This window comes from Enterobacter cloacae complex sp. P24RS, from assembly GCF_014982165.1.
Lineage (GTDB): Bacteria > Pseudomonadota > Gammaproteobacteria > Enterobacterales > Enterobacteriaceae > Enterobacter > Enterobacter quasihormaechei.
Genome location: NZ_JADCKU010000003.1, coordinates 307,969 through 334,167, shown reverse-complemented (window position 1 = coordinate 334,167; position 26,199 = coordinate 307,969). Strand labels below are relative to the sequence as shown.

Here is a 26,199-nt window from a genome sequence, read left to right as displayed (position 1 = left end):
CCTCTTTGCTTTTACAGGAAGTGACAGAATTTACCGACAACGCCCAGCACCACGGTGATACCAATCAGGCGCAGCGGGCTCCAGCCACGGCGTACCAGCCAGAACATGGTCAGGGTGTAGACCAGCGGCAAAAACGCCGGCATCAGCTTGTCGATCACGTCGGTTTGCAGTTTGACGACCGCATCCCCGGCTTTAATCTCGAGTGTGGTATTCAGGCGGACATAGGTTGCCACCAGCGCACCAATTACCGTCATCCCGACAATGGACGCAGCATGGCCAACCTTTTTGGTGTTGGCCTTGATCAGCGGGATCGCGGCGACACCCATTCGGTAGGCATAGTGCGCCAGGCCAAAGCGCAGGCCGAGATGCACCACGTTGAACAGCACGATAAAAACCACCGCGCCAAGAATGGAGCCCTGTAGCGCCAGGCTGGCACCAATACCGCCGCAGATGGGTAACAGGGTCAGCCAGAACATGGCGTCACCAATGCCTCCGAGCGGCGCACCGACGGCAATTTTCGTGCTCTGAATGCTGTTCACGTCCTGCTTTGATCGTTCCATCGCCAGAATAATGCCGATAACAAAGGTCACCAGGAACGGATGGGTGTTGAAGAAGCCCATATGGCCCTTCATGGCGCGCGCCAGGTCCCGTTTATTGGTGTGGATCTTTTTCAGCGCGGGCAGCAGCCCGTACAGCCAGCCGGAGGCCTGCATACGCTCGTAGTTGAACGAGGCCTGTAACAGCATGGAGCGCCAGGCCACGCGGTTAATGTCTTTTTTGGTCAGCTCCGCGCCAATGGTCTGGTCTTCATAGACGTTTTCATTCACGCCGCTCAGCAGCGTCTCTTCACTGACGGACGCGCCCGGCAGGGTGGTGTGATTAGATGCCATCTTCAAATTCCTCTTTCTGGGCCGCAGGCGTCGTCGGTTCAGGCGACTTACGCAGCAGGTCGATCAGCGCCATCGCCAGCGCAGCCGCCGCAATCGCCAGCACCGGAAGCTTCAGCCAGGCCGCGGCGACAAAACCGATAATGAAGTAAGGGATGTAAACGTTTTTCATCATGATCTTCAGCAGCACGGCGAAGCCGATCGCTGGCATGATGCCGCCCGCGACGCCGAGACCGTCGATCAGACGCTCCGGCAGAATAGCAATGGCGGTTTTCGCGTGTTCGGCCCCAAAGTAGATGGGCAGAAACGCGCACAGGAAATAAAAAACGCCGAGCGCCAGCAGCGCCAGATAGTTGACTCGCTCAATGCCGTCGGTGTCCGCGTTGGCCGCCATGCGATCGCAGCGGGACATTACGCCGGACATCACGGAGAAGAGGAACGTAATACCCATCTGCACCGCCACGGCAAACGGTACGGCGACCCCAACGGCGACATCCGGCTTCACGCCCGTGGTAATGGCAAACGTGGTGCCAACGATGGTGCCGATAATCACGTTCGGCGGCTGCGCGCCCGCCAGCGGCGCCAGGCCCATCCAGACCAGTTCTAAGGTACCGCCGGTCAGAATACCGGTGTGCAGGTCGCCCAGTATCAGGCCAACCAGCGGCCCGAGCACCACCGGACGGTGCATGTGTGTTAAGCCGTTAAACATATCCAGGCCCGCGATAAAGGCGAGAAGCCCGAGCGCGAAAGCCTGCAAAAGACTGATTTCCATTGTGAATCCCTCAGAGCAGTTTAAAGAGATCCAAAGCAGTCTCTGTTGGAACGCCCTGAACGAAGCATTCCACGCCGGCCGCCTTCAGGCCGTTAAACGCGGCGATATCGTTCGCGTCTACAGATACCGTTTTGGCAATTTGCTGTTTGCCACTGGCATAATGCATATTTCCGACGTTGATACGGGTGATGGGTACGCCGCCCTCTACCAGCGTTAAAAAATCAGCCGGTGATTTGCAGACCAGCAGAATTTTCTGGCGGTCAGCGGCGCGATGAATGTTGTCGATGACCTTTTGCAAAGACCAGAAACGCACGGCGATGCCTTCCGCGAGCACCATTTCCATCAGGTTTTGTTGAACCGGATCGTCTGCAACCTCGTCATTTGCCACCAGCACCAGGTTTGCCCCCGCAAACCCCACCCACTGCACGCCCACCTGTCCGTGGATCAGGCGCTCATCAATGCGGCATAAGACAATGTTTGGCATAGCGTTTTCCTCTTTTTAATTATGCGTGTTGAGTCGTTACGCCTTCGCAGGCGGCATGGTACTGCTGGAGTATGTCCTGAATGTGGTCGAGGATGAGTTCCCGTGGCGTTGACGTGAGAGCGCCCTCGCGAACTTTGCTGTACTGCAAAGGCAGATACTGGCTGATCAACGGCAGCGGGATCGGTTCATCCGCAAGGTTGCGTACCAGTCGCTCAAAGGCGTCGTCAATCTGGCTGTCTGGCCAGTAATAACGCACGCGGTCGGAGTAGCTGTAGCCGCGGGCCAGGCGTCGGGCGTTGTCGTCACCGTGATAGTGGCTTTGCCAGTATTCCGGGCGATCGAGCATCACGTTTTCCAGGACGTGACGCAGCCCGGAGCAGGCTTTTGCCGGCAGAAGCTCTTCTTCAATGGCCGCCAGCGAGAACAGCGCTTCGCGCAGGGCAAAGGTCAGGGCAGGGCCGACTTTAAGAATGGCGAAGTGATCGTTCACCAGCTGGCGCAGCGCCTGCGGCGTCTGGTAATCGGTAGAATGTGCTTCAAATACCAGCGTGTCATAGGCTTCAACCATTTTGCTCAGCGCGACGGCCTTATGCGGCTGATAGTCACAAACGTGCGCATGATCGAACTCAACGCCGGGCTGAACCACCAGGCCAATAATGCGCGGCCAGATGTCGCTTAACCCTTCCTTCTCAAATGCGTGGCGGTGTGCCTCAAGCGTGGCGCGTGCCGCCTCTTGCGTGGTGACCTCAAGCTCGGTCAGCGTGTCGTGCGCGCCGCCGGGAACCGGAACTTCCGTGCCGATAACGTAGACCAGATCGGCTACACCAAATTGCTCAAGACAGGTTGTTTCGGCAATTTTTGCCAGACGCGCGGCGCGCCCGGCAACGATCGCATCGGTTAAAGGAACCGGATCGTCTTCGCAGGACATGCTGCAATCGAGATGGATCTTCTTGAACCCGGCAGCCACGTAGCTTTTGATGAGATCGTCGGCGTTCGCCATCGCCTGCAAAGCCGGCAGATTTTGCCAGCGGTTGGGACCGAGATGATCGCCGCCAAGGATCAGTTGCGAGGTGGGGAAACCGAGAGATCCCGCCAGCGTGCAGACGAACCCATGAAAATCGGCGGGCGTCATACCGGTATAGCCGCCAAACTGATCCACCTGGTTTGAGGTGGCTTCAATCAGCAGAGGCGTCTGTTGAGAATGGGCGTAACGAATTGCAGCTTCAAGTACCAGTGGATGTGCGGAACAGACGGCATAAATCCCGTTTGTATTCCCCCGTTTATGTTGTTCCACCATTTCTGTCAGATGTTTCACTTTCCTCTCCATTTCGGATGGTGTTGGCATTCATCTTTCGTTTTGTTTCATTTTATACTGCATTATGGTGAGGTAAAAATAAAACGAAAGATAATAGTTTTCCGATCTGTTTCACAAAAGAAACATAATGAAAGGTTTCAGCGGCGGGTAAGCGTGCGTCAGCGCGCCTTACAGGGCTTGCATTCCCTTAAAAGAAAGGCGTTAATAAGCAAAACGAAATGAAACGAAAGTTTATTTACTAAGGAGCTCGTATGAGCAGCACCGATCCATCCGCAGAGAAGCGCATCACCGGCACCAGCGAAAGGCGAGAGCAGATCATTCAGCGGTTGCGGGCGCAGGGAAGCGTGCAGGTTAACGATCTTTCTCTTTTATACGGCGTGTCGACGGTGACGATCCGTAACGATCTGGCCTTTCTGGAAAAGCAGGGGATTGCCGTTCGCGCTTACGGCGGCGCGCTGATTTGCGAAGGCAATATGCCCGGCGTGGAGCCGTCCGTTGAGGACAAAAGTTCCCTTAATACGGCAGTGAAGCGCAGCATCGCGCAGGCGGCGGCTGAGCTGGTGAAGCCGGGCCACCGGATTATTCTGGACTCGGGTACTACGACCTGTGAAATCGCCCGTATGCTGCGCCAGCACACCGACGTTATTGCCATGACCAACGGGATGAACGTGGCGAACGCGCTGCTGGAAGCAGAGGGAGTGGAGCTGCTGATGACCGGTGGACACTTGCGCCGTCAGTCGCAGTCTTTCTACGGCGACCAGGCGGAGCAGTCGTTACAGAATTACCATTTTGACCTGCTGTTCCTGGGCGTCGACGCCATCGATCTCGATCGGGGGGTGAGTACGCACAATGAGGATGAAGCCCGCCTGAATCGAAAAATGTGCGAGGTGGCAGAGCGCATTATCGTTGTGACCGACTCCAGCAAGTTTAACCGTTCAAGCCTGCATAAAATCATTGATACCCAGCGGATCGATATGATTATTGTTGATGAAGGTATTCCGGCGGAGAGCCTCGACGGGCTGCGGAAAAGCGGGATTGATGTGGTGCTGGTGTAGGGTTTTGTCCCCTCACCCTGTCCTCTCCCCTGTGGGGAGAGGACAGGGTGAGGGCCATCACGTCACCGGCGCCGGATTAAACACCGCCAGCTGGTTATGCAATCCCCATTGATCAGAGAAGGTTTTCTTCCGCCCGCTCGCCACGTCCAGAATGAAGTGGAACAGCTTCCAGCCCACATCCTCAATACTCTCTTCCCCGGTGGCGATGGTGCCCGCGTTGATATCCATTAAGTCATACCAGCGGTTTGCCAGCTCGGTGCGGGTCGCCATTTTGATCACCGGTACCGCCATCAGGCCGTACGGCGTGCCGCGCCCGGTGGTAAAGACCTGTACCGTAATGCCGGACGCCACCTGCTGGGTGCCGCAAACAAAATCACTGGCAGGCGTTGCCGCGTAAATAAGGCCGCGTTTGGTTGGCCGCTGGCCCGGAGAGAGCACTTCCACAATCGCACTCTGGCCAGATTTGGCAATTGATCCGAGGGCTTTTTCCACCACGTTCGCCAGGCCGCCTTTCTTGTTACCCGGGGACGGGTTGGCGCTGCGGTCGGTTTTGCCCATATCAAGATAGTTATCGTACCAGGCCATCTCCTCCAGCAGGCGTTTGCCCACCTCCTCGTTGACGGCGCGCGGCGTAAGCAGGTGGATGGCGTCACGCACTTCGGTGACCTCGGAGAACATCACCGTGGCGCCGCAGCGCACGAACAAATCCGACGCGTAACCCACCGCCGGGTTGGCGGTGACGCCGGAAAACGCATCGCTGCCGCCGCACTGTGTCCCCACTACCAGCTCAGAGGCCGGGCAGGTTTCGCGCTGGCGTTTGTTCAGCGTGTCCAGATGGCGCTCCGCCACCTGAAGAATATCGTCGACCATGGAACGAAATCCGACGTGACGTTCGTCCTGGAGACGAACAATGCTGGCATCGTCTACCGGAATGGCTTTCACATCCTCAGTACCCTGCAACAGGCGTTCAGGCTGCAATTTCTCACAGCCGAGGCCAATCACCATCACCTCGCCGCCAAAGTTTGGGTTGAGGGCGATATTGTGGATTGTGCGGATTGGCACGACCGCCGCGGGCGCGTTGATCGCCACGCCGCAGCCGTACAGGTGGTTAAGCCCCACCACGCCGTCAACGTTGGGGTATTTCGGCAGCAGATCGCGCTCAATAATTTTCACCACGTAATCCACGACGCCCGCCACGCAATGCACGCTGGTAGTGATGCCGAGCAGGTTTTTGGTTCCCACGCTGCCGTCCGCGTTGCGGTAACCTTCGAAGGTATAGCCCTCCAGCGGCGGCAACGGCTCAGGGACGCGGGTCGCCAGCGGCAACGTCTCCAGCGGCGGGGCCGCTGGCAGCTCAACCAGCGACTCTTCAACCCAGCTGCCCTGCGGGATAGGGCGTACCGCATAGCCGATGACTTCGCCGTAACGCACGATTTCGCCGTGCGTGGGGATATCGACCAGCGCGACCTTGTGCCCCTGCGGAACGTGCTCAATCAGCTCCAGCCCGTCCGGGAACCGGGTACCCGCTTTTAAGCCATTGTCGTTGACAATAATCGCCACGTTGTCGGTATCGTGCACTTTTATATAGAACGCCGTCGGCGACGCCTGTCGAATTTGAATATCGGCCATTGTTTACGCTTCTCCAGCAAAATATCTGATACTAAATATAGCCAGATGGTTAATTGTTTCTTATTGAAGAAATAAAGAATGTCAGGAGAGGAAAGGTGAGAATGTGATCGCGATCGCTCCCGAAACACTAATCGTTGATTCTGTGCATCAGCGCCCACTGCTTTGTGCATATGCTCAAGATAGCGTTCAGATTCCACTCGATAACTGAGCATTGAAACAATGTACTGCCGTCGGGCGGCGATTATACTGAATGACGATTTTATAACGCCAAAATTCAGTCAGAAAATAAATATAACCCTGACGCTGCGTCGGAATAAATAAAAATGATGCTGGCTAAAACTGCGGAATTAAAAAAGGTATAAGCGATGAGTAACGATATCTTCCCGAATAAGTTTAAAGCAGCCCTCGCGGCGCACCAGATCCAGATTGGCTGCTGGTCTGCGCTGGCAAACCCCATCAGCACGGAAGTGCTGGGCCTGGCCGGATTCGACTGGCTGGTGCTGGACGGCGAACATGCGCCAAACGATATCAGCACGTTTATTCCGCAGCTGATGGCGCTGAAAGGCAGCCACAGCGCGCCGGTGGTGCGTGTGCCCACCAACGAGCCGGTTATCATCAAGCGTTTACTGGATATCGGCTTCTACAACTTCCTGATCCCGTTTGTTGAAACGGAAGAAGAAGCGGTGCTGGCCGTAGCGGCGACCCGCTATCCGCCGGAAGGGATCCGCGGCGTGTCCGTTTCGCACCGCGCCAACATGTTTGGCACCGTGCCGGACTATTTCGCCCAGTCCAACAGGAACATCACCATCCTGGTTCAGATCGAGAGCCAGCAGGGTGTCGATAACGTCGACGCCATTGCCGCGACCGAAGGCGTAGACGGTATTTTCGTTGGCCCGAGCGATCTGGCTGCCGCCTTAGGTCATCTGGGCAATGCCAGCCACCCGGACGTACAGCGCGCGATCCAGCACATTTTTGCCCGTGCCAAAGCCCACGGTAAGCCGTGCGGCATTCTGGCGCCGGTGGAAGCTGACGCCCGCCGCTACCTGGAGTGGGGCGCAACGTTTGTTGCCGTCGGCAGCGACCTCGGCGTATTCCGCGCGGCCACGCAGAGATTAGCAGACGCTTTTAAAAAATAACCATCATTGAGGAAACAGATTATGACGCTGAAAGTGGGTTTTATTGGCCTGGGTATCATGGGCAAACCAATGAGCAAAAACCTCATCAAAGCAGGTTACTCGCTGGTGGTTCTCGACCGTAATTCAGACGCGGTGGCCGGGGTGATTGCGGCCGGCGCGGAAACGGCGACAACCGCAAAAGCGATCGCCGAGCAGTGCGATGTCATCATCACCATGCTGCCAAACTCTCCGCACGTGAAAGAGGTGGCGCTGGGTGAGAACGGCATTATCGACGGCGCGAAGCCGGGCCTGGTGGTGATCGACATGAGTTCTATCGCACCGCTGGCGAGCCGCGAAATCAGCGAGGCGCTGAAGGCGAAAGGCGTGGAGATGCTGGACGCACCGGTCAGCGGCGGCGAGCCCAAAGCCATCGACGGCACCCTGTCGGTGATGGTGGGCGGCGATAAAGCCGTCTTCGACAAATACTACGACCTGATGAAAGCGATGGCTGGCTCCGTGGTGCACACCGGTGACATCGGCGCGGGTAACGTCACCAAGCTGGCAAACCAGGTGATTGTGGCGCTGAACATCGCGGCCATGTCGGAGGCGCTGACGCTGGCCACCAAAGCGGGGGTGAATCCGGATCTGGTCTATCAGGCCATTCGCGGTGGTCTGGCGGGTAGCAACGTGCTGGATGCCAAGGCACCGATGGTGATGGATCGTAACTTTAAGCCAGGTTTTCGTATCGACCTGCACATTAAAGATCTGGCGAATGCGCTGGATACGTCACACGGCGTGGGGGCGCAGCTGCCGCTGACTGCCGCCGTCATGGAGATGATGCAGGCGCTGCGTGCGGACGGTCTTGGCACTGCCGATCACAGCGCGCTCGCGTGCTACTACGAAAAACTGGCGAAGGTCGAAATTACTCGCTAATGACGTCCTGCCCGGTGGCGCAACGCATACCGGGCCTACGGTCCAGGCTTATAACTATGAAAATCGTAATCGCGCCAGACTCTTATAAAGAAAGCCTGTCTGCCACCGAGGTGGCGCAGGCGATAGAAAAAGGATTTCGTGAGATTTTCCCCGACGCTCATTACGTGTCGGTTCCCGTTGCTGACGGTGGGGAAGGTACGGTTGAAGCGATGATCGCCGCGACTCAGGGCACCTGGCAGCAGGCTGTCGTCACCGGTCCGTTAGGGGAAAAGGTGAATGCCCGCTGGGGGATCTCTGGCGACGGGACGACCGCGTTCATCGAGATGGCCGCCGCCAGCGGCCTGGTTCTTGTTCCTCCCGCGCTGCGTAACCCGCTGGTCACAACGTCTCGCGGGACGGGGGAGCTGATCCTCAGCGCACTGGATAAAGGCGCGCGCAATATCATCATCGGTATCGGCGGGAGCGCCACCAACGACGGGGGCGCCGGCATGATGCAGGCGCTGGGCGCGAGGTTTACGGATGCCAACGGGACGGAGATCGGCTACGGCGGCGGTAGCCTGATGGCGCTTAACCGTATTGATATTTCGGCGCTCGATCCGCGTCTTCAGGGATGCGCAATCCGCGTCGCCTGTGACGTGACGAATCCGCTGGTCGGTGAAAGCGGCGCGTCGCGTATCTTTGGCCCGCAAAAAGGCGCCACCGAGGAGATGATCCTCGAACTCGACGCCAATCTTAGCCACTATGCCGGGGTGATCAAAAAATCTTTGCGCATCGACGTGAACCCGGTTCCGGGGGCAGGAGCGGCGGGCGGCATGGGCGCGGCGCTGATGGCCTTTCTGGGGGCTGAGCTGAAAAGCGGCATTGAGATTGTCACTCAGGCGCTCAATCTTGAAGAACATATTCACGACTGCACCTGGGTACTGACGGGCGAAGGGCGCATCGACAGCCAGAGCATTAACGGTAAAGTGCCCGTCGGCGTGGCGAGCGTCGCCAAAAAATACCATAAGCCGGTGATAGGGATTGCCGGAAGTCTGACGCAGGACGTGGGCGTGGTACACCAGTACGGCATCGACGCGGTGTTCAGCGTACTGACCAGCATCGGCTCACTGGAAGAGGCGTTCCGGGGCGCGTATGACAACATTTACCGCGCCTCGCGCAATATCGCGGCCACATTGCAGATAGGCATGCGTAGCCAGGGGTGACAGCGGCGCGCAAACCCTCTATACTGCGCGCCGAAGCTGACCAGACAGTCGCCGCTTCGTCGTCGTCCCTTTCGGGGGAGACGGGCGGAGGGGAGGAAAGTCCGGGCTCCACAGGGCAGGGTGCCAGGTAACGCCTGGGGGGGAAACCCACGACCAGTGCAACAGAGAGCAAACCGCCGATGGCCCGCGCAAGCGGGATCAGGTAAGGGTGAAAGGGTGCGGTAAGAGCGCACCGCGCGGCTGGTAACAGTCCGTGGCACGGTAAACTCCACCCGGAGCAAGGCCAAATAGGGGTTCACATGGTACGGCCCGTACTGAACCCGGGTAGGCTGCTTGAGCCAGTGAGCGATTGCTGGCCTAGATGAATGACTGTCCACGACAGAACCCGGCTTATCGGTCAGCTTCAACTTCTTCTAAAACGATCGTTGATGTGTCTCAGGTAGTGAAATGAGATACATCAACGGTCGCAATAACCTTTATTATTACCTCCTGCAACACCATATACAAATTCTACTATTCTGATCATAAAAATGTTTACTGTTGAGGCTCAATAATAAGAGCTTCGTTAATTCATCAACAGAATAAGAACACAGTAATATCCGTATAATGAATAATTCGAGATGCCATTTTATTTTAACAACAATACATTCCGAATGATGTAGTTTATTTGTACAATGAGGATTTGGGTTAAATAGAACGACATCAAGTAAAGGGACTTATAATGGGAGTCAAAGGTAATTATCTTTTCAGAGGTGATAAAACCACCTGTGGCGGTGTAATCATAGATGGATGTCCTGACCATCAGCACTTTGGGAAAGACATGGTCTGCGAAGGTCACAGAGTAACCTGTGGCAAGCATAAAGGGCTTTACCGTATTGCGGGAGGGATTCGCGACACTATCCATGGTAAGAGAATTGCAGGTACTTTGCATAGCCGCAGTTCTTGCCCATGTAGATCGCGCCTTGTTCCCTCAAACTTTGATGATAATTACGAGCTTGATATTGAAGTGACGCCAGCCAGCATTGGCTCACAGCGAATTGCCAACCTGTCTGAAGTGCCTGAACCCATTCATCAGGCACAATCTACAAAGAAAGATTCCAAATCTGATAAACCTAAAGGTATAGATGCTGGTTTTACCATTATTCCGTATGGTGGGACAACAGAAGCCTGGCAACGTCTGTTATTCACAGAGAACCCACCAGCAGGGGTAAAAGAACTCTTTGCCGCGTTGAACGGCCCGCATGAAAGATATAAAGCTGGTTCTATTATGCTGGTGGTTGACCCTGATAAGCAGGACAGCGAACAAATTGCACATATGCAGGCCGCGAAAGCGCGAGTTGATGCAGCGTTAGCTCCTCTCTCCATTCAGCAAGCTAACTTTCTCTACAAGTACAAAGACACCATTGAGATGTTCGCTGCTGCTGCCAGTACGGCGAGCGATACTTATGGATACTCAGGAAAAGCAACCGAAGCCGCGAAAGGTTATTTTGAACAGGTAGAAAAAATCCTTGTCGAGATAGAGAAAACCTACAAGAACCAGTACATCACCAGTGGCACACTGATCGGTGAACAATTTTTTGTCGAGCGCCGCCGGTTATTCGGTCAACTCGATAGTGTGCTGAAGATGTTCATGAAGCATCGTTTCATGTTCAATGAATACGCAGACCTGAAAAACGCCCTTGGCCTGTCCAGTAGTTCAATCACCCATCGCTGGAATGAAACAGGCGTTAGCGATATTGAGGGTTACGCCACCCACATCGAGAAGCTGGCGAAGTACGTCAAGTGGATGGAAACCGCTGGGAAGATCGGGATTGGCATGTCTGCACTCGATACCGCCGCAAAGATCACGGAAGCCTGCACTGTGGGCAGAGATTGTGCGAAAACGTCGTTTACCTCCATTGGTGAATTTTCCGGGAGCCTGATCGGCGGTGCGATAGCTGGAAAAATTGCGGGTACAGCCGCAGCAAATACTGTCTGTGCGATAATGCTTGGCGCTGCAACTATAGAAGCCGCAGGTGCTGGAGCATTACTTTGTACGCTCGGAGTAAATGGCGCTATTGCATATGGTAGCGATAAAGCTACATCTGCGTTCGGTGGCTTCGTTGGTGAATCGCTATATGAGGTTACAAGTAATGACCATTAATGCCCTACTTAGCGCCAAGGTAACAGTAATCATCGGAGCACTTGCTTTCGGCTTCGGTATAGCCAGTATCATAGCCTCAGTTCTGAACAGGGATAGATTTAAGGAGATCTGCATCCTGTACAAAGAAAAATACGGTAGTCTGCCCGATGCTGTATTGCTGTTCGAGAACGTCAACACGCTTTATGTCAAAGTAGCATATAGCACAAAAGTGAGTTTTATATACATGCCGCTGTTGTGGAATAAAAGCTCAATCCTGACCAAAAACGATGACAAGGACTTTATACGTGGGCTACCAAAACGGCTTATTGGCCCGTTCTACGTGGAGATATACTTGGCGGTTGTCAGTCTGTTGTTTTTTATCATTGGCGTGTTACAAATGTTAGCAATTAGGCATGGCTGGGTGTGAAAAGTGCTTCACTCGGTGGGTTTGCTCTGTAACACAAACTGCGATCGAGTCTGCGACACACGACAACCCCAGCGCCGCAGATACCTGACGTATCGTTGAACGAAGCCGCCTTATCGGTCAGCTTCAACTTCTTACGAAACCCCGCTTCGGCGGGGTTTTTGCTTTCTGAAGAAAACAGTCCGGGTAAGCGCTGCGCCAGACGACATCAATTCTCAATTTTGCGACGCTAAGCACATTTCACTGTTTACTCCGCCACGCGCTCCTCTCATCCTCCGTAGATGATCGTAATCACGAAATTTAACGCTATAAAATAAGAAAATTTTAGTGTTGATTAGATGTTGCATTTGTTGATTTGCTGAAAATAAATGTTTTTCTAATTGATAATCAAATATTGAATCTAAAAACATTCTTCTGGTGAATGTGTGATATATCCCACTCTTTATTCTGAAATAGTATTAATATTCCTGGTAAAGTTGATAAACCACAAAAATGTTTTAAATTGATAGTGTTGATTTATTAACATTTAATTGCCTGAAAGATAGCCTTTATTAATATTTCTAAGGCAAAAAAATTCACGCGGGTTATTGCCATAGAATAAATTTATTACCTCGTAATTTGTTGATCAATATCAGCGTAATTGCGTATTTTAATTGTGTTATGTTATTGATTTATAAGTATTTAAATGGTTTTGATGATGGGTGTAAATAGGGCGTTCCGGCGAATTGTGAGTAACAGCACATACCCCCTTAAACATTATTAGGTAGAATCCGCTGCGTCATAGGGAAATAAGCGCGGAATATGATGAATACTATTATTCTACCGAAAACACAGCACCTCGTGGTATTTCAGGAAGTCATTAAAAGTGGCTCCATAGGTTCTGCTGCAAGACAACTGGGGCTGACGCAACCTGCCGTCAGCAAAATCATCAGCGACATCGAATCCTACTTCGGGGTAGAGGTGATGGTGCGTAAAAACACCGGCGTAAAACTCACTGCCGCCGGTCAGGTGCTGCTGTCATACGCTGAGTCGATCACCCGCGAAATGAAAAACATGGTGAGCGAAATCAACAGTCTCAGCTTTAGTACCGTCATGGACGTCTCCTTTGGCTATCCGTCGCTGATTGGCTTCACCTTCCTGTCCGGGATGATCAAAAAATTCAGGGAAGTGTTCCCGAAAGCGCGCGTCTCCATGTATGAAGCGCAGCTCTCTTCATTCCTGCCCGCCATTCGCGATGGACGGCTGGATTTTGCCATCGGCACGCTGAGCGACGGAATGTTGCTTCAGGATCTTCACGTTGAGCCGCTGTTTGAATCCGAGTTTGTGCTGGTGGCGAGTAAATCACGAACGTGCACCGGCCCGACCAGACTGGCATCACTTACGCATGAGCAGTGGGTGATGCCGCAAACCGATATGGGCTACTACAACGAACTCCTGACCACCCTGCAAGACAACCACATCAGCATTGAAAACATCGTCCAGACTGATTCCGTCGTCACTATCTATAACCTTGTCCTTAATGCCGATTACCTGACGGTGATCCCCCGTGACATGATTGCGCCGTTCGGTTCGGACCAGTTTATCGTCCTGCCGGTGGAGGATGAATTACCCGTGGCGCGTTATGCCGCCGTGTGGTCGAAAAATTACAGTATTAAAAAATCGGCGTCAGTATTAGTTGAACTGGCAAAACAATATTCGTCGATGAATATCGATAAACGACGATAAAAATAATCACGCTTTAAAACACCCGGAGCGACGCTTTTTAACGCTCTGATACCCTGACTTTGCCTGAAAACAATGAATTATTATAACGAGGATATTATGCACATTACCTACGATCTCCCGGTGACCATTGAAGATATTCAGGACGCCAGAAAACGCCTGGCGGGAAAAATTTATAAAACCGGCATGCCGCGCTCAAATTATCTCAGCGAACGCTGTAAGGGCGAGATATTTCTTAAGTTTGAAAATATGCAGCGTACCGGTTCGTTTAAAATACGCGGGGCGTTTAATAAGTTAAGTTCGCTGACGGATGCAGAAAAACGCAAAGGGGTGGTGGCCTGCTCCGCAGGTAACCACGCACAGGGGGTGTCGCTCTCCTGCGCCATGCTCGGTATCGACGGCAAAGTGGTGATGCCGATGGGCGCGCCAAAATCCAAGGTCGCCGCTACCCGCGACTATTCGGCGGAAGTGGTGCTGCACGGCGAGAACTTCAACGACACCATCGCTAAGGTGAGCGAAATCGTCGAGATGGAGGGGCGCATTTTTATTCCGCCTTATGACGATCCGAAAGTCATTGCCGGCCAGGGTACCATCGGCCTCGAAATTCTCGAAGATCTCTACGACGTGGATAACGTCATTGTCCCTATCGGCGGCGGCGGCTTAATTGCCGGTATTGCAACGGCGATTAAATCTATTAACCCGACAATCAATATTATCGGCGTGCAGTCTGAAAACGTTCACGGCATGGCGGCTTCCTGGCAGGCCGGAGAAATAACCAGCCATCGCGTTACCGGCACATTAGCCGACGGTTGCGACGTGTCTCGTCCGGGTAATTTAACCTTCGAAATTGTTCGTGAACTGGTCGATGACATTGTGCTGGTCAGTGAAGATGAAATTCGCAACAGCATGATTGCCCTTATTCAGCGAAATAAAGTGGTGACGGAAGGCGCGGGCGCGCTGGCCTGCGCGGCGTTATTAAGCGGCAAACTGGACCACTATATTCAGGGCCGTAAAACCGTCTGCATTATTTCCGGCGGCAATATCGATCTCTCCCGTGTTTCACAAATTACCGGCTTCGTTGACGCATAAAGGATGACTTATGAGCAACACTGAAAGCATTACCGTTGGCCAGACAAAAACGTCTACCTGGCGTAAATCGGATACCACCTGGACGCTGGGCCTGTTCGGGACCGCCATTGGTGCAGGCGTGCTGTTCTTCCCCATTCGCGCAGGGTTTGGCGGCCTGATCCCTATCCTGCTGATGCTGGTTCTCGCCTTCCCGATTGCGTTTTACTGCCACCGCGCGTTGGCGCGCCTCTGTTTGTCCGGCAGTAACGTCTCCGGCAACATCACCGAAACGGTGGAAGAGCATTTCGGCAAAACCGGCGGGGTGGTGATCACCTTCCTCTACTTCTTCGCCATTTGCCCGCTGCTGTGGATCTACGGTGTAACCATTACCAACACCTTTATGACCTTCTGGGAAAACCAGCTCCAGCTGCCAGCCCTGAACCGCGGCGTGGTGGCGCTGTTCCTGCTGCTGCTGATGGCCTTTGTGATCTGGTTCGGGAAAGACCTGATGGTGAAGGTGATGAGCTACCTGGTGTTCCCGTTCATCGCCAGTCTGGTGCTGATTTCCCTGTCGCTGATCCCGTACTGGAACTCGGCGGTGATCGACCAGGTCAACCTGAGCGATATCGCCTTCACCGGACATGACGGCATTCTGGTCACGGTGTGGCTGGGGATCTCCATCATGGTCTTCTCCTTTAACTTCTCGCCTATCGTCTCCTCATTTGTGGTCTCCAAGCGCGAAGAGTACGAGCCGGAGTTCGGGAAAGAATTCACCGAGCAGAAATGTTCCAAAATCATCGGTCGCGCCAGCCTGCTGATGGTGGCAGTGGTGATGTTCTTCGCCTTTAGCTGCCTGTTTACGCTCTCTCCGCAGAACATGGCGGATGCCAAAGCGCAGAATATTCCGGTGCTCTCTTACCTGGCGAACCACTTTGCCTCGATGTCGGGCAGTAAATCCACGTTCGCCACGGTGCTGGAATACGGCGCATCCATCATCGCGCTGGTCGCTATCTTTAAATCCTTCTTCGGCCACTACCTGGGCACGCTGGAGGGGCTGAACGGCCTGATCCTCAAGTTCGGCTACAAAGGCGATAAGAAGAGCGTCTCTGTTGGCAAGCTGAACACCATCAGCATGATTTTCATCATGGGCTCCACCTGGATTGTGGCCTACGCCAACCCGAACATTCTCGACCTTATTGAAGCCATGGGAGCACCAATTATCGCCTCTCTGCTGTGCCTGCTGCCGATGTACGCGATCCGTAAAGCGCCCGCGCTGGCGAAATACAAAGGCCGGACCGAGAACATCTTCGTGACCGTGGTCGGCCTGCTGACCATTCTGAACATCGTCTACAAACTGTTTTAAGCCAAAGCTCAGGAAGAGCGGAGTAACACATGACTGAATTTCCGGTAGTACTGGTTATTAACTGCGGATCGTCCTCCGTTAAGTTTTCGGTGCTGGACGCAGCAGGCTGCGATGCCCTGCTGACGGGCATTGCGGACGGCATCAACACTGAAAAAGCCTTTATTTCCGTGAACGGGGGTGAGCCGGTCAGACTGGCTCACCAGGACTACGAAGGGGCGCTGGCCGCCATCGCCCTCGAGCTGGAGAAGCGCGACCTGATGAGCAGCGTGGCCCTGATTGGCCACCGCATCGCTCACGGCGGCGATCTCTTCAGCGAGTCGACCCTCATCACGGAAGAGGTCATTGAGCAGATCCGCCTGGTTTCCCCGCTGGCGCCGCTGCATAACTACGCCAACCTGAGCGGCGTGGAAGCCGCAGAGCGCCTGTTCCCCGGCGTGCAGCAGGTGGCGGTATTTGACACCAGCTTCCACCAGACCATGGCGCCGCAGGCGTATCTGTACGGTCTGCCGTACCGCTATTTTGAAGAGCTGGGCGTGCGCCGCTACGGTTTCCACGGCACCTCTCACCGCTATGTGTCCGGGCAGGCACACGTGCTCCTCGGGCTGTTCCCCGAGGACAGCGGCCTGGTGATCGCCCACCTCGGCAACGGGGCGTCCATCTGCGCGGTGCGTAACGGCGAGAGCGTGGACACGTCCATGGGCATGACGCCGCTGGAGGGGCTGGTGATGGGCACGCGGTGCGGCGACGTGGATTTCGGCGCGATGGCGTGGATTGCCCAGCAGACCGGCCAGTCGTTCGAGGATCTGGAGCGCGTGGTCAACAAAGAGTCCGGGTTGCTCGGGATCTCCGGCATCTCCTCCGATTTACGCGCGCTGGAGAAAGCCTGGCATGACGGCAACGAGCGGGCGGAGCTGGCGATACACACTTTTGTCCACCGCATAGCGCGGCATATCGCCGGTCACGCCGCGTCCCTGCACCGTCTGGATGGCGTGATCTTCACTGGCGGCATCGGTGAAAACTCCACGCTGATCCGCGCGCTGGTGGCGGAACACCTGAAGGTGTTTGGCATCGCGCTCGACGAGGCCAAAAACGCTCTGCCGGGCAGCGCGGGTGAGCGCGTCATCTCCACTGATACCTCCCGCGTAACCTGCGCGGTTATCCCTACCAATGAAGAAAAAATGATCGCGCTGGACGCCCTCCGTCTTGGGAAGGTCACCCCGGCTGCGGCTTACGCCTGATAAAGCGAGAATCTGATGAAAGTAACAATCGATACGGGCGTCGCGCCCTACAGCGACGCATGGGCCGGGTTTCGCGGTGAAGAATGGAAAAATGCCGTTAACGTCCGCGATTTTATTCAGCATAACTACACCCCTTATGAAGGCGATGAAGCTTTCCTCGCGCAGGCGACGCCTGCAACGACGGCGCTGTGGCAGAAGGTGATGGTCGGCATTCGCCAGGAGAATGCCACCCACGCTCCGGTAGATTTTGACACCAACATCGCTACCACCATCACCGCTCACGGGCCGGGTTATATTGACCAGGCGCTGGAGACGATCGTCGGCCTGCAAACCGACAAGCCGCTCAAGCGCGCCCTGCATCCGTACGGCGGGATCAACATGATCCGCAGCTCGTTCGAAGCCTACGGTCGCGAGATGGATCCGCAGTTTGAATACCTGTTCACCGACCTGCGCAAAACCCACAACCAGGGCGTGTTTGACGTTTACTCCCCGGAGATGATGCGCTGCCGTAAATCTGGCGTGCTGACCGGTCTGCCGGACGGCTACGGACGCGGGCGCATTATCGGCGATTACCGCCGCGTGGCGCTGTACGGCATCAGCTATCTGGTGCGCGAGCGTGAACTCCAGTTCGCCGATCTTCAGGGAAAACTGGAGCGCGGAGAAGATCTGGAGGCAACGATCCGCCTGCGCGAGGAGCTGGCGGAGCATAAGCGTGCGTTGCTCCAGATCCAGCAGATGGCGGCGAACTATGGCTTTGATATTTCACGTCCGGCGATGAACGCGCAGGAAGCGGTGCAGTGGGTCTACTTTGCCTACCTTGCCGCAGTGAAATCCCAGAACGGCGGGGCGATGTCGCTGGGGCGCACGGCCTCGTTCCTTGATATCTACATTGAGCGCGACATTCAGGCAGGAAGGCTGAACGAGATGCAGGCCCAGGAGCTGATCGACCACTTCATCATGAAGATCCGCATGGTGCGCTTCCTGCGCACGCCGGAGTTCGACACGCTCTTCTCCGGCGATCCGATCTGGGCCACGGAAGTGATCGGCGGCATGGGGCTGGATGGTCGCACGCTGGTGACCAAAAACAGCTTCCGCTACCTGCATACCCTGCACACCATGGGGCCTGCGCCGGAGCCAAACCTGACGATCCTCTGGTCCGAACAGCTGCCGATCGCCTTCAAAAAATACGCCGCGCAGGTGTCGATCGTCACCTCCTCGCTGCAATATGAGAACGACGATCTGATGCGCGCCGACTTCAACAGAGACGACTACGCCATTGCCTGCTGCGTCAGTCCGATGGTGATCGGCAAGCAGATGCAGTTCTTCGGCGCCCGCGCCAACCTGGCGAAAACGCTGCTGTACGCGATTAACGGCGGGGTGGATGAGAAGCTGAAGATCCAGGTCGGCCCGAAAACCGAGCCGCTGCTGGATGAGGTGCTGGATTACGACACCGTGATGGCGAGCCTGGATCACTTTATGGACTGGCTGGCGGTGCAGTACATCAGCGCGCTGAATCTCATTCACTATATGCATGATAAATACAGCTACGAAGCCTCGCTGATGGCGCTCCACGATCGGGACGTCTACCGCACCATGGCCTGCGGCATCGCCGGGCTGTCGGTGGCGGCGGATTCCCTGTCGGCGATTAAATACGCCACGGTGAAACCGGTGCGCGACCACACCGGCCTGGCGGTGGACTTCGTCATAGAAGGCGACTATCCGCAGTACGGCAATAATGACGATCGCGTGGACAGCATCGCCTGCGACCTGGTGGAGCGCTTTATGAAGAAGATCCAGGCGCTGCCGACGTATCGCAACGCGGTGCCGACGCAGTCGATCCTGACTATCACCTCCAACGTGGTCTACGGCCAGAAAACGGGCAACACGCCGGACGGACGACGCGGCGGTACGCCGTTTGCGCCTGGCGCCAACCCGATGCACGGTCGCGACAGGAAAGGGGCGGTGGCGTCGTTAACCTCGGTTGCCAAGCTGCCGTTCACCTATGCGAAGGACGGGATCTCCTACACCTTCTCCATCGTGCCGCAGGCGCTGGGCAAGGATGAACTGGTGCGCAAAACCAACCTTGTGGGGCTGCTGGACGGGTATTTCCATCACGAAGCGTCTATCGAAGGCGGGCAGCACCTGAACGTCAACGTCATGAACCGGGAGATGCTGCTGGATGCCATTGCTCATCCCGAGAACTACCCGAACCTGACCATCCGCGTTTCGGGGTATGCGGTGCGGTTTAACGCCCTGACGCGCGAGCAGCAGCAGGACGTGATTTCGCGGACGTTTACGCAGGCGATGTGACGCAGGCCAAATAATCTGCCCCCTTCAGATAAGGGGGCTTTTTTGTCTGCTGAAAATCATGTAGATGTTCGTTCATTCCATGCATCAGAAAATTGAATATTGCCGTCGCAGTAAGTCCAAATTGCTTTTTCGTATCTCAACTGAATGGATTCAAGGTGGCCCGTACCGGGACAGTTACGTGTATCGTTAACAATAGGGGAGATTGATACGACCTTTACACCTTCCAGTTCAGTTCTGAAGTATTCAACTTCCCTTCCCGCATCGTTAATTCGATAATATCTTATCTCAACTTTTTTTAGGTTTTGCCCTGTAGCCACAGCCTTATAAAGATACGGAGATGAACTATCTATCTCCTTCTCGAACAAGAAAGGGGCATGTTTGCGCGTTCCGGTTAATCTCCCGGAAAGAGGATCTGTTGGAATACTTAAATTATGGGTTAACCCTCTAATTTCAACACTCCCTTCCCGATCCTGTACATCACTTGAACCCTTAATAAGTGAGCCGCCATCATCAAAAAACCAAATATGAACCGGTACAGCCATAAATCATGCTCCTTTCGAAAATCAGTGGTGGATCCATGTGCCTGCTTTTACCGCCTCAGCAAACATTCTTACGGTTAATGGTTTTGATATTTGTTCAACGGGTTCTTGCGTAAACCATTTTCTGAAAAACCAGGTTTGAGTCCATGGGAAATAGTTTTGCGTGGGCACATTGATAAGATAGTTTTTCTCAAACTTCTCAATGGCATAAACGATATCATCCAGATCGGTGTAATCCTGTAGAACATCGTCTAACTCGAGCGGGATCCTCTTGCCCGTAAATGTTCCCTGTTCTGGTAAATTTTCCCTGAAGAACTTCAAAACATCATTTTCACTATTCATATTCACCAAATCCGATCTTTAGGGTGAGCAATCGTATTATATCGTGAGAGTGTTTTGTAACTTATCGTTGCAAGATCAGCAGCAAGTATGGTTATCCCCAATGCAGGGATCCATCGACCAATGAATGCACCTAAGTTTTTGGTATACATTGGTTTTCGGTATTTAAAGCTTGCGAGTGTAATCGAAGGTAATCGGTGTGGTAGCTGTACATTCAGAAGATCGCGAAGATACTTAGAAGCCACGGAGGTACCTATAGTAGCTGTTTCTGGCTTTGTTCTGGTCTCAAGTATAGGTAAACCAAGGATCATAGTAGCCATCATTACTGCATCTTTTAATCCGCCGAACTGTTCATCGGTATTATCAAGGAAAATCCAAAAAAATAACTCAGACGCCGAGATATTACATATACCTTTATAGAAGTATGTTCCATTGAGCTCTTCAACGGTATCCATATCATAGCCATACTAATAGAGTGGTTTCAGTGATGCTATCGTATAAAAATTTGAAGGCTGAAAGTAGAACAATCATCTTTATAAATTCCTAAAAAAGAACCATTTCCTCAACATAGTGATTCTGTGAAATGCATCACTTTTAGAATTTTTTACCAACTATCATTAAAAATGAGGCGCTTTTTCTCTAAATTCAGGAAGGCCGCATAAAGATTGTGACTTTTTTCTCCCGCGCTACGGATATGATCATCCCATACCAATAACACACACCTGCACTCTCTGACTCGCAATCGCTGGCGATCGGAACCGCATAAAAACAATTACTTACCCTACAAAATAAGCGAGTGCCCAATGAATATGACAACAAACAGCAGTGTGATTGTGAGTGATTCCTCGGCGGCAAGGCGGGCGGGAATGAGCGAAAGCGAATGGCGAGAGGCGATCAAATTCGACAGCACCGATACCGGCTGGGTCATCATGAGTATCGGGATGGCTATCGGCGCGGGTATCGTTTTTCTTCCGGTACAGGTTGGATTAATGGGGCTGTGGGTCTTTTTGCTCTCGTCGATAATTGGCTATCCGGCCATGTACCTCTTCCAGCGATTATTTATTAATACACTGGCGGAATCCCCGGAATGCAAAGACTACCCGAGCGTGATTAGCGGTTATTTAGGTAAAAACTGGGGCATCTTATTGGGTGCACTTTATTTCGTGATGCTGGTCATCTGGATGTTTGTTTATTCCACGGCTATCACCAACGACAGCGCATCCTATTTGCACACCTTCGGCGTCACCGAGGGGTTGCTGTCGGAAAATCCCTTCTACGGCTTATTCCTGATCTGCATTCTGGTCGCCATTTCGTCGCGCGGTGAGAAGCTGCTGTTTAAAGTCTCCAGCCTGATGGTGCTGACCAAATTATTTGTGGTGGCGGCGCTGGGGCTTTCGATGATCGGCCTCTGGCATTTAGCCAACGTCGGTATGCTGCCGCCGATGGGGCTGCTGATTAAAAACGCCATTATTACGCTGCCTTTCACCTTAACCTCCATTCTGTTTATCCAGACATTAAGCCCGATGGTGATTTCCTATCGTTCGCGGGAAAAATCCGTTGAGGTGGCGCGTCATAAGGCGCTGCGGGCGATGAATATCGCCTTTGGCATACTGTTTGTGACGGTCTTCTTCTACGCCGTCTCTTTCACCCTGGCGATGGGGCACGATGAGGCGGTAAAAGCCTACGAGCAGAACATTTCCGCCCTGGCAATCGCGGCGCAGTTTATCAGCGGCGACGGCGCGGGCTGGGTCAAAATCGTCAGCGTGGTTCTCAATATCTTTGCCGTCATGACTGCCTTCTTCGGCGTCTACCTGGGCTTTCGTGAAGCGACGCAGGGCATCGTGATGAATATCCTGCGCCGCAAAATGCCGGCTGAACGTATTAATGAAAGCACCGTCCAGCGCGGGATTATGCTGTTCGCCATCCTGCTCGCCTGGAGCGCGATTGTGTTAAACGCGCCGGTGCTGAGCTTCACCTCCATCTGTAGCCCTATTTTCGGGATGGTGGGCTGCTTAATTCCGGCGTGGCTGGTCTACAAAGTACCCGCCCTTCATAAATATAAAGGCGTGTCGCTGGTGATTATTGTGATTACCGGGCTGCTGCTTTGTGTTTCTCCTTTCCTCGCCTTCTCATGAGGTTAAATAAGGTCGTAACGATGTCTGAGCAAATTAATCCTTTATGGAACCATTTTATTCGCGCCGTGCAGGAGGAGGTAAAGCCTGCGCTGGGGTGTACCGAACCCGTCTCGCTGGCGCTGGCCTGTGCGATGGCTGCCGGAGAGCTTTCCGGTGAGGTGACGCGTATTGAGGCGTGGGTATCGCCAAACCTGATGAAAAATGGGCTTGGCGTAACGGTGCCCGGCACCGGCATGGTCGGTTTACCCATCGCGGCGGCGCTGGGGGCGACGGGCGGTAATGCCCACGCCGGGCTGGAGGTGTTGAAAGACGCTTCTGCCGAGGCGCTAACGCGCGCCAAAGCCATGCTCAAAGTAGGCCTGGTGCAGGTGAAATTGCAGGAGCCGTGCGATGAGATCCTTTATTCACGTGCCTGCGTGTACGCTGGAGACGCCTCGGCGATGGTGACTATCGCCGGCGGGCATACCCGAGTGGTGGAGGTGGTTTGTCAGGGCGAAACGCGCTTCAGGCTTGACGATCGGCAGACCGATGTAAATAAAGATTCGCTGGCGGTACTGTCAAACACCACGCTCTCGCAGATCCTGGAGTTTGTGGAGCAGGTGCCGTTCGACGCGATCCGCTTTATCCTGGAAGCAGGGCAATTGAACGATGCGCTCTCTCGTGAAGGACTCAATGGGAAGTGGGGGTTGCACGTTGGCGCGACGCTCAATAAGCAGCGCGCACGCGGATGGATGGGGCAGGATCTGGGTTCAGACATCGTTATCCGCACCAGCGCGGCTTCGGATGCTCGCATGGGCGGCGCGACGCTGCCGGCGATTAGCAACTCGGGCTCCGGGAATCAGGGGATTACGGCCACCATGCCGGTTGTCGTGGTCGCTGAACACATTCAGGCCGATGACGAACGGCTGGCGCGGGCGCTGATGCTCTCGCATCTGTCGGCTATCTACATCCATTACCAGCTTCCGCGTTTGTCCGCGCTGTGTGCGGCGACAACGGCGGCGATGGGCGCTGCGGCGGGAATGGCGTGGCTGATGGACGGAAGCTATCAGACGATTGCAATGGCTATCGGCAGTATGATCGGTGACGTCAGCGGGATGATCTGCGACGGGGCGTCTAACAGCTGCGCCATGAAGGTCTCGACCAGCGTCACCAGCGCCTGGAAAGCCGTGATGATGGCGCTGGATGATACAGCCGTGACGGGTAACGAGGGGATTGTGGCCCACGACGTGGAACAGTCTATCTCTAACCTGTGCGCGCTGGCGTGTCGCTCAATGCAGGCAACGGACCGGCAGATTATTGAGATTATGGCGAGTAAGGTGTAAAAATTTCCCCTCTCCCCATTGGGGAGAGGGTCAGGGTGAGGGGGGTTAAACCGGCAAATCAATCAGCAGCGCGCGCAGCGGCGTATCTGCCACCAGGGTGATATTCGCCTCATCACGAATAAACGCCCCGTCACCGCAGGTGAGCGCTTCTTTCTCTTCCGTATGCGTTACCGCATGTACCGTACCGTGAATGGACTGTAAATAGGCGCGCGGGCCATGAAGCTGGAAGCTCACCTGTTCACCTTTTTTCAGTTCAATATGGTGCAGCCATACCTGCTGGCGTAACTGCAAGCTGCCTTTGCTGCCGTCTGGCGAGGCAATCAGCTGCTGTTTATCGCCCTTCAGGTCGATCTTTTGCACAAGGGGATTTTCCCGCTCCGGACAGGCATCCAGCCACAGCTGCATGCGGGTCAGCGTCTTGTCTTTGCTGAGGTTATGCTCGCTATAGCTAATACCGGGCTGCGTAGAAATTAACAGCGCCTCGCCAGCTTTTGCCTGGACATGATTGCCCTCGCTATCGCGGTATTCTGCCTCGCCTTCCAGGATCAGGTTCAGGATATCGACTTTCGGATACGCGCGCGGCTGGAAGGACGCCCCCGGAGCGAGCACCTCCTGATTCAGTACGCGCAGTGAAGCGTAACCAAGGAGTTTAGGGTCAAAGTAGTGTCCAAAGGAAAAGGTGTAGCGGGCCTGCAACCAACCGAAATCGGCTTGTCCGCACTGTTTCGCTGTTCTTGTCGTAATCATAAACTTGACCTCTCTTTACACTAAATCAATGGTAAAGGTATGGACGCTGCATTGTTAGCCAGATATTCTGCCCGGTATGTTCAAATTTCCTGAATGAGAACGAGATGGCTAAAGAGAGAGCATTGACGCTTGAGGCGCTTCGCGTCATGGACGCGATTGACAGGCGTGGCAGTTTTGCCGCCGCGGCAGATGAACTGGGGCGCGTTCCGTCTGCGCTGAGCTATACCATGCAAAAGCTGGAGGAGGAGCTGGATGTTGTGCTCTTCGATCGCTCCGGTCATCGAACAAAATTCACCAACGTGGGGCGAATGCTGCTGGAACGCGGCCGCGTGCTGCTGGAAGCGGCGGATAAGCTGACGACGGACGCCGAGGCGCTGGCCCGCGGCTGGGAAACCCATCTGACGTTAGTGACCGAAGCGCTGGTGCCCACCGAGGCGCTGTTCCCGCTGGTGGACAGGCTGGCCGCAAAAGCCAATACCCAGCTGTCGATCATCACCGAGGTGCTGGCAGGGGCATGGGAGCGGCTCGAGACGGGCAGGGCGGATATCGTCATTGCGCCGGACATGCATTTCCGCTCATCGTCAGAAATCAACTCGCGCAAACTTTACAGCGTGATGAACGTCTACGTCGCCGCGCCGGATCACCCGATTCACCAGGAGCCGGAGCCGCTCTCTGAAGTGACGCGCGTGAAGTACCGCGGCGTGGCGGTGGCGGATACCGCGCGCGAGCGTCCGGTGCTGACGGTTCAGCTGCTGGATAAACAGCCGCGTCTGACGGTGACGTCGCTGGAAGATAAGCGCCAGGCGCTGCTCGCCGGGCTGGGCGTGGCGACCATGCCGTATCCGTTCGTCGAAAAGGATATTGCTGAGGGGCGGCTGCGCGTGGTCAGCCCGGAATACACCAGTGAAGTGGATATCATTATGGCGTGGCGTCGCGACAGCATGGGCGAAGCCAAATCGTGGTGTTTGCGAGAAATACCCAAGCTCTTTGCGCATCACAACAAATAAGCGTGCAGGCCCGGTAAGCGTAAGCGCCACCGGGCAGAATTTACGCGCTTGTCTTAGGATCCGGACCAAAGCGGTTTTCGCCCGGCGTTCCGCTCTGACAGTTGAAAATCAAAATCACGATCCAGCCGATAAGCGGGATCAACAGCAACAGCAGCCACCACGCCGAACGATCGGTGTCGTGGAGACGACGAAACAGCACGGCCCATGAAGGCAGCAGAACTAACACACCATAAATGGTGGTGAGTATGCCTTCACCCCCCTCTCGCTCCCAGCCGAGGATTTTGTCCACAATGCCCAGCACCATAATCAGGACGAAGTTCACCAGAACGAACATCCAGTACTCTTTGCGGCGGGCGCGGCCACCAAATCCAACGTAGTTGCGCAGTACTTTTAAATACCAGTCCATTTTCCTTGCCTCTTAATCAGTCAATCACTTGTTTTCTAAGCGATCGAGGTAAGGATAGATGTATG

General features: G+C 54.5%; 24 protein-coding genes and 1 other RNA gene. 15 read left to right on the top strand and 10 right to left on the bottom strand.

Translation table 11 applies throughout. The features are described from left to right. Window positions 1-11 precede the first annotated feature (11 nt). From agaE to kbaZ, 4 genes are read right to left on the bottom strand one after another with little or no spacing between them, the layout of a single operon-like run. Window positions 12-890: a PTS N-acetylgalactosamine transporter subunit IID gene (gene agaE / locus INF58_RS04195; RefSeq protein WP_063451074.1), complete on the bottom strand. Its 879-nt coding sequence runs from the start codon at window positions 888-890 to the stop codon at window positions 12-14. Beyond that, entirely contained in the window at window positions 880-1,659 is a 780-nt protein-coding gene (gene agaW, locus INF58_RS04190) for a PTS N-acetylgalactosamine transporter subunit IIC (protein WP_063451075.1), read from the bottom strand. The genes agaE and agaW overlap by 11 nt, the downstream gene beginning before the upstream one ends. A 10-nt stretch (window positions 1,660-1,669) precedes the next feature. After that, window positions 1,670-2,143 (bottom strand): PTS N-acetylgalactosamine transporter subunit IIB, encoded by a 474-nt coding sequence (agaV, locus tag INF58_RS04185; RefSeq protein WP_063451076.1) that lies wholly within the window; start codon window positions 2,141-2,143, stop codon window positions 1,670-1,672. A gap of 19 nt (window positions 2,144-2,162) precedes the next feature. After that, window positions 2,163-3,470, bottom strand: coding sequence for a tagatose-bisphosphate aldolase subunit KbaZ (kbaZ, locus tag INF58_RS04180; protein WP_193527105.1), 1,308 nt, complete (start codon window positions 3,468-3,470; stop codon window positions 2,163-2,165). Between the two features lie 239 nt (window positions 3,471-3,709). On the opposite strand from kbaZ, the gene INF58_RS04175 reads away from it, so the two are divergent. Beyond that, window positions 3,710-4,513 carry a DeoR family transcriptional regulator gene (locus INF58_RS04175; protein ID WP_063867605.1) on the top strand — a complete coding sequence of 268 codons (804 nt, stop codon included), beginning with the start codon at window positions 3,710-3,712 and terminating at the stop codon, window positions 4,511-4,513. A 57-nt stretch (window positions 4,514-4,570) separates the two neighbouring features. Here the strand turns inward: INF58_RS04175 and garD are convergent, their stop codons facing one another. After that, the gene (gene garD, locus INF58_RS04170) at window positions 4,571-6,142 is read right to left on the bottom strand and encodes a galactarate dehydratase (protein ID WP_063451078.1); all 1,572 of its coding nucleotides are present in this window, start codon (window positions 6,140-6,142) and stop codon (window positions 4,571-4,573) included. 365 nt (window positions 6,143-6,507) lie between these two features. Here garD and garL point away from each other — a divergent pair, with 365 nt between their 5' ends. The 11 genes from garL (at window position 6,508) to pflB (ending at window position 19,639) form a co-directional block, all read left to right on the top strand. Further along, window positions 6,508-7,278, top strand: coding sequence for a 2-dehydro-3-deoxyglucarate aldolase (gene garL / locus INF58_RS04165; protein ID WP_193527077.1), 771 nt, complete (start codon window positions 6,508-6,510; stop codon window positions 7,276-7,278). A gap of 21 nt (window positions 7,279-7,299) precedes the next feature. Beyond that, entirely contained in the window at window positions 7,300-8,190 is an 891-nt protein-coding gene (gene garR, locus INF58_RS04160) for a 2-hydroxy-3-oxopropionate reductase (RefSeq protein ID WP_193527076.1), read from the top strand. A 56-nt stretch (window positions 8,191-8,246) separates the two neighbouring features. Then, complete coding sequence (gene garK / locus INF58_RS04155; RefSeq protein WP_193527075.1) at window positions 8,247-9,392, top strand: glycerate 2-kinase; 1,146 nt, start codon at window positions 8,247-8,249, stop codon at window positions 9,390-9,392. 32 nt (window positions 9,393-9,424) lie between these two features. Beyond that, window positions 9,425-9,801, top strand: an RNA gene (rnpB, locus tag INF58_RS04150) — RNase P RNA component class A. A gap of 312 nt (window positions 9,802-10,113) precedes the next feature. After that, a complete protein-coding gene (locus tag INF58_RS04145; RefSeq protein ID WP_193527074.1) occupies window positions 10,114-11,535 on the top strand; it encodes a PAAR domain-containing protein in 1,422 nt (473 codons plus the stop codon). After that, on the top strand, window positions 11,525-11,941 hold the full coding sequence (locus tag INF58_RS04140; RefSeq protein ID WP_193527073.1) for a hypothetical protein: 417 nt from the start codon (window positions 11,525-11,527) through the stop codon (window positions 11,939-11,941). Before INF58_RS04145 ends, INF58_RS04140 begins: the two co-directional genes overlap by 11 nt. A gap of 801 nt (window positions 11,942-12,742) precedes the next feature. Further along, complete coding sequence (gene tdcA, locus INF58_RS04135; RefSeq protein WP_193527104.1) at window positions 12,743-13,663, top strand: transcriptional regulator TdcA; 921 nt, start codon at window positions 12,743-12,745, stop codon at window positions 13,661-13,663. A gap of 96 nt (window positions 13,664-13,759) precedes the next feature. Then, window positions 13,760-14,749 carry a bifunctional threonine ammonia-lyase/L-serine ammonia-lyase TdcB gene (tdcB, locus tag INF58_RS04130; protein ID WP_063867937.1) on the top strand — a complete coding sequence of 330 codons (990 nt, stop codon included), beginning with the start codon at window positions 13,760-13,762 and terminating at the stop codon, window positions 14,747-14,749. A 10-nt stretch (window positions 14,750-14,759) separates the two neighbouring features. After that, window positions 14,760-16,091: a threonine/serine transporter TdcC gene (gene tdcC / locus INF58_RS04125; RefSeq protein ID WP_063867614.1), complete on the top strand. Its 1,332-nt coding sequence runs from the start codon at window positions 14,760-14,762 to the stop codon at window positions 16,089-16,091. 29 nt (window positions 16,092-16,120) lie between these two features. Next, window positions 16,121-17,329: a propionate kinase gene (tdcD, locus tag INF58_RS04120; RefSeq protein ID WP_193527072.1), complete on the top strand. Its 1,209-nt coding sequence runs from the start codon at window positions 16,121-16,123 to the stop codon at window positions 17,327-17,329. Window positions 17,330-17,344: 15 nt separating this feature from the next. Further along, a complete protein-coding gene (gene pflB, locus INF58_RS04115) occupies window positions 17,345-19,639 on the top strand; it encodes a formate C-acetyltransferase (protein WP_193527071.1) in 2,295 nt (764 codons plus the stop codon). Between the two features lie 56 nt (window positions 19,640-19,695). Here pflB and INF58_RS04110 read toward each other — a convergent pair whose 3' ends face one another. The 3 genes from INF58_RS04110 to INF58_RS04100 are packed head-to-tail and all read right to left on the bottom strand — an operon-like array spanning window position 19,696 to window position 20,972. After that, the gene (locus tag INF58_RS04110) at window positions 19,696-20,181 is read right to left on the bottom strand and encodes a type VI secretion system tube protein TssD (RefSeq protein ID WP_193527070.1); all 486 of its coding nucleotides are present in this window, start codon (window positions 20,179-20,181) and stop codon (window positions 19,696-19,698) included. 21 nt (window positions 20,182-20,202) lie between these two features. Continuing rightward, the gene (locus tag INF58_RS04105) at window positions 20,203-20,520 is read right to left on the bottom strand and encodes a DUF1493 family protein (protein WP_193527069.1); all 318 of its coding nucleotides are present in this window, start codon (window positions 20,518-20,520) and stop codon (window positions 20,203-20,205) included. Between the two features lie 2 nt (window positions 20,521-20,522). Beyond that, window positions 20,523-20,972: an STM2901 family protein gene (locus tag INF58_RS04100; RefSeq protein ID WP_193527068.1), complete on the bottom strand. Its 450-nt coding sequence runs from the start codon at window positions 20,970-20,972 to the stop codon at window positions 20,523-20,525. Between the two features lie 348 nt (window positions 20,973-21,320). On the opposite strand from INF58_RS04100, the gene INF58_RS04095 reads away from it, so the two are divergent. Together INF58_RS04095 and INF58_RS04090 are read left to right on the top strand one after the other, a co-directional pair. Beyond that, window positions 21,321-22,652 carry an amino acid permease gene (locus INF58_RS04095; protein WP_193527067.1) on the top strand — a complete coding sequence of 444 codons (1,332 nt, stop codon included), beginning with the start codon at window positions 21,321-21,323 and terminating at the stop codon, window positions 22,650-22,652. A gap of 20 nt (window positions 22,653-22,672) precedes the next feature. Continuing rightward, window positions 22,673-23,974, top strand: coding sequence for a serine dehydratase subunit alpha family protein (locus tag INF58_RS04090; RefSeq protein ID WP_193527066.1), 1,302 nt, complete (start codon window positions 22,673-22,675; stop codon window positions 23,972-23,974). 45 nt (window positions 23,975-24,019) lie between these two features. Here the strand turns inward: INF58_RS04090 and INF58_RS04085 are convergent, their stop codons facing one another. Then, complete coding sequence (locus INF58_RS04085; RefSeq protein ID WP_063451087.1) at window positions 24,020-24,721, bottom strand: pirin family protein; 702 nt, start codon at window positions 24,719-24,721, stop codon at window positions 24,020-24,022. 104 nt (window positions 24,722-24,825) lie between these two features. Here INF58_RS04085 and yhaJ point away from each other — a divergent pair, with 104 nt between their 5' ends. Continuing rightward, complete coding sequence (yhaJ, locus tag INF58_RS04080; RefSeq protein ID WP_003862655.1) at window positions 24,826-25,728, top strand: DNA-binding transcriptional regulator YhaJ; 903 nt, start codon at window positions 24,826-24,828, stop codon at window positions 25,726-25,728. Between the two features lie 40 nt (window positions 25,729-25,768). Here the strand turns inward: yhaJ and INF58_RS04075 are convergent, their stop codons facing one another. Then, window positions 25,769-26,134: a DUF805 domain-containing protein gene (locus INF58_RS04075; RefSeq protein ID WP_063451088.1), complete on the bottom strand. Its 366-nt coding sequence runs from the start codon at window positions 26,132-26,134 to the stop codon at window positions 25,769-25,771. Window positions 26,135-26,199: the final 65 nt, after the last annotated feature.

What these genes read in the sequence shown, in the direction of transcription:
- garL (WP_193527077.1), top strand. Translation starts at nt 6,508, where the DNA reads ATGAGTAACGATATCTTCCCGAATAAGTTTAAAGCAGCCCTCGCGGCG.
- INF58_RS04105 (WP_193527069.1), bottom strand. Translation starts at nt 20,520, where the DNA reads ATGAATAGTGAAAATGATGTTTTGAAGTTCTTCAGGGAAAATTTACCA.
- INF58_RS04090 (WP_193527066.1), top strand. Translation starts at nt 22,673, where the DNA reads ATGTCTGAGCAAATTAATCCTTTATGGAACCATTTTATTCGCGCCGTG.
- tdcB (WP_063867937.1), top strand. Translation starts at nt 13,760, where the DNA reads ATGCACATTACCTACGATCTCCCGGTGACCATTGAAGATATTCAGGAC.
- garD (WP_063451078.1), bottom strand. Translation starts at nt 6,142, where the DNA reads ATGGCCGATATTCAAATTCGACAGGCGTCGCCGACGGCGTTCTATATA.
- INF58_RS04140 (WP_193527073.1), top strand. Translation starts at nt 11,525, where the DNA reads ATGACCATTAATGCCCTACTTAGCGCCAAGGTAACAGTAATCATCGGA.
- INF58_RS04100 (WP_193527068.1), bottom strand. Translation starts at nt 20,972, where the DNA reads ATGGATACCGTTGAAGAGCTCAATGGAACATACTTCTATAAAGGTATA.
- INF58_RS04075 (WP_063451088.1), bottom strand. Translation starts at nt 26,134, where the DNA reads ATGGACTGGTATTTAAAAGTACTGCGCAACTACGTTGGATTTGGTGGC.
- INF58_RS04095 (WP_193527067.1), top strand. Translation starts at nt 21,321, where the DNA reads ATGAATATGACAACAAACAGCAGTGTGATTGTGAGTGATTCCTCGGCG.
- garR (WP_193527076.1), top strand. Translation starts at nt 7,300, where the DNA reads ATGACGCTGAAAGTGGGTTTTATTGGCCTGGGTATCATGGGCAAACCA.
- agaE (WP_063451074.1), bottom strand. Translation starts at nt 890, where the DNA reads ATGGCATCTAATCACACCACCCTGCCGGGCGCGTCCGTCAGTGAAGAG.
- pflB (WP_193527071.1), top strand. Translation starts at nt 17,345, where the DNA reads ATGAAAGTAACAATCGATACGGGCGTCGCGCCCTACAGCGACGCATGG.
- agaW (WP_063451075.1), bottom strand. Translation starts at nt 1,659, where the DNA reads ATGGAAATCAGTCTTTTGCAGGCTTTCGCGCTCGGGCTTCTCGCCTTT.
- tdcC (WP_063867614.1), top strand. Translation starts at nt 14,760, where the DNA reads ATGAGCAACACTGAAAGCATTACCGTTGGCCAGACAAAAACGTCTACC.
- kbaZ (WP_193527105.1), bottom strand. Translation starts at nt 3,470, where the DNA reads ATGGAGAGGAAAGTGAAACATCTGACAGAAATGGTGGAACAACATAAA.
- INF58_RS04110 (WP_193527070.1), bottom strand. Translation starts at nt 20,181, where the DNA reads ATGGCTGTACCGGTTCATATTTGGTTTTTTGATGATGGCGGCTCACTT.
- INF58_RS04175 (WP_063867605.1), top strand. Translation starts at nt 3,710, where the DNA reads ATGAGCAGCACCGATCCATCCGCAGAGAAGCGCATCACCGGCACCAGC.
- garK (WP_193527075.1), top strand. Translation starts at nt 8,247, where the DNA reads ATGAAAATCGTAATCGCGCCAGACTCTTATAAAGAAAGCCTGTCTGCC.
- INF58_RS04145 (WP_193527074.1), top strand. Translation starts at nt 10,114, where the DNA reads ATGGGAGTCAAAGGTAATTATCTTTTCAGAGGTGATAAAACCACCTGT.
- yhaJ (WP_003862655.1), top strand. Translation starts at nt 24,826, where the DNA reads ATGGCTAAAGAGAGAGCATTGACGCTTGAGGCGCTTCGCGTCATGGAC.
- INF58_RS04085 (WP_063451087.1), bottom strand. Translation starts at nt 24,721, where the DNA reads ATGATTACGACAAGAACAGCGAAACAGTGCGGACAAGCCGATTTCGGT.
- tdcA (WP_193527104.1), top strand. Translation starts at nt 12,743, where the DNA reads ATGAATACTATTATTCTACCGAAAACACAGCACCTCGTGGTATTTCAG.
- agaV (WP_063451076.1), bottom strand. Translation starts at nt 2,143, where the DNA reads ATGCCAAACATTGTCTTATGCCGCATTGATGAGCGCCTGATCCACGGA.
- tdcD (WP_193527072.1), top strand. Translation starts at nt 16,121, where the DNA reads ATGACTGAATTTCCGGTAGTACTGGTTATTAACTGCGGATCGTCCTCC.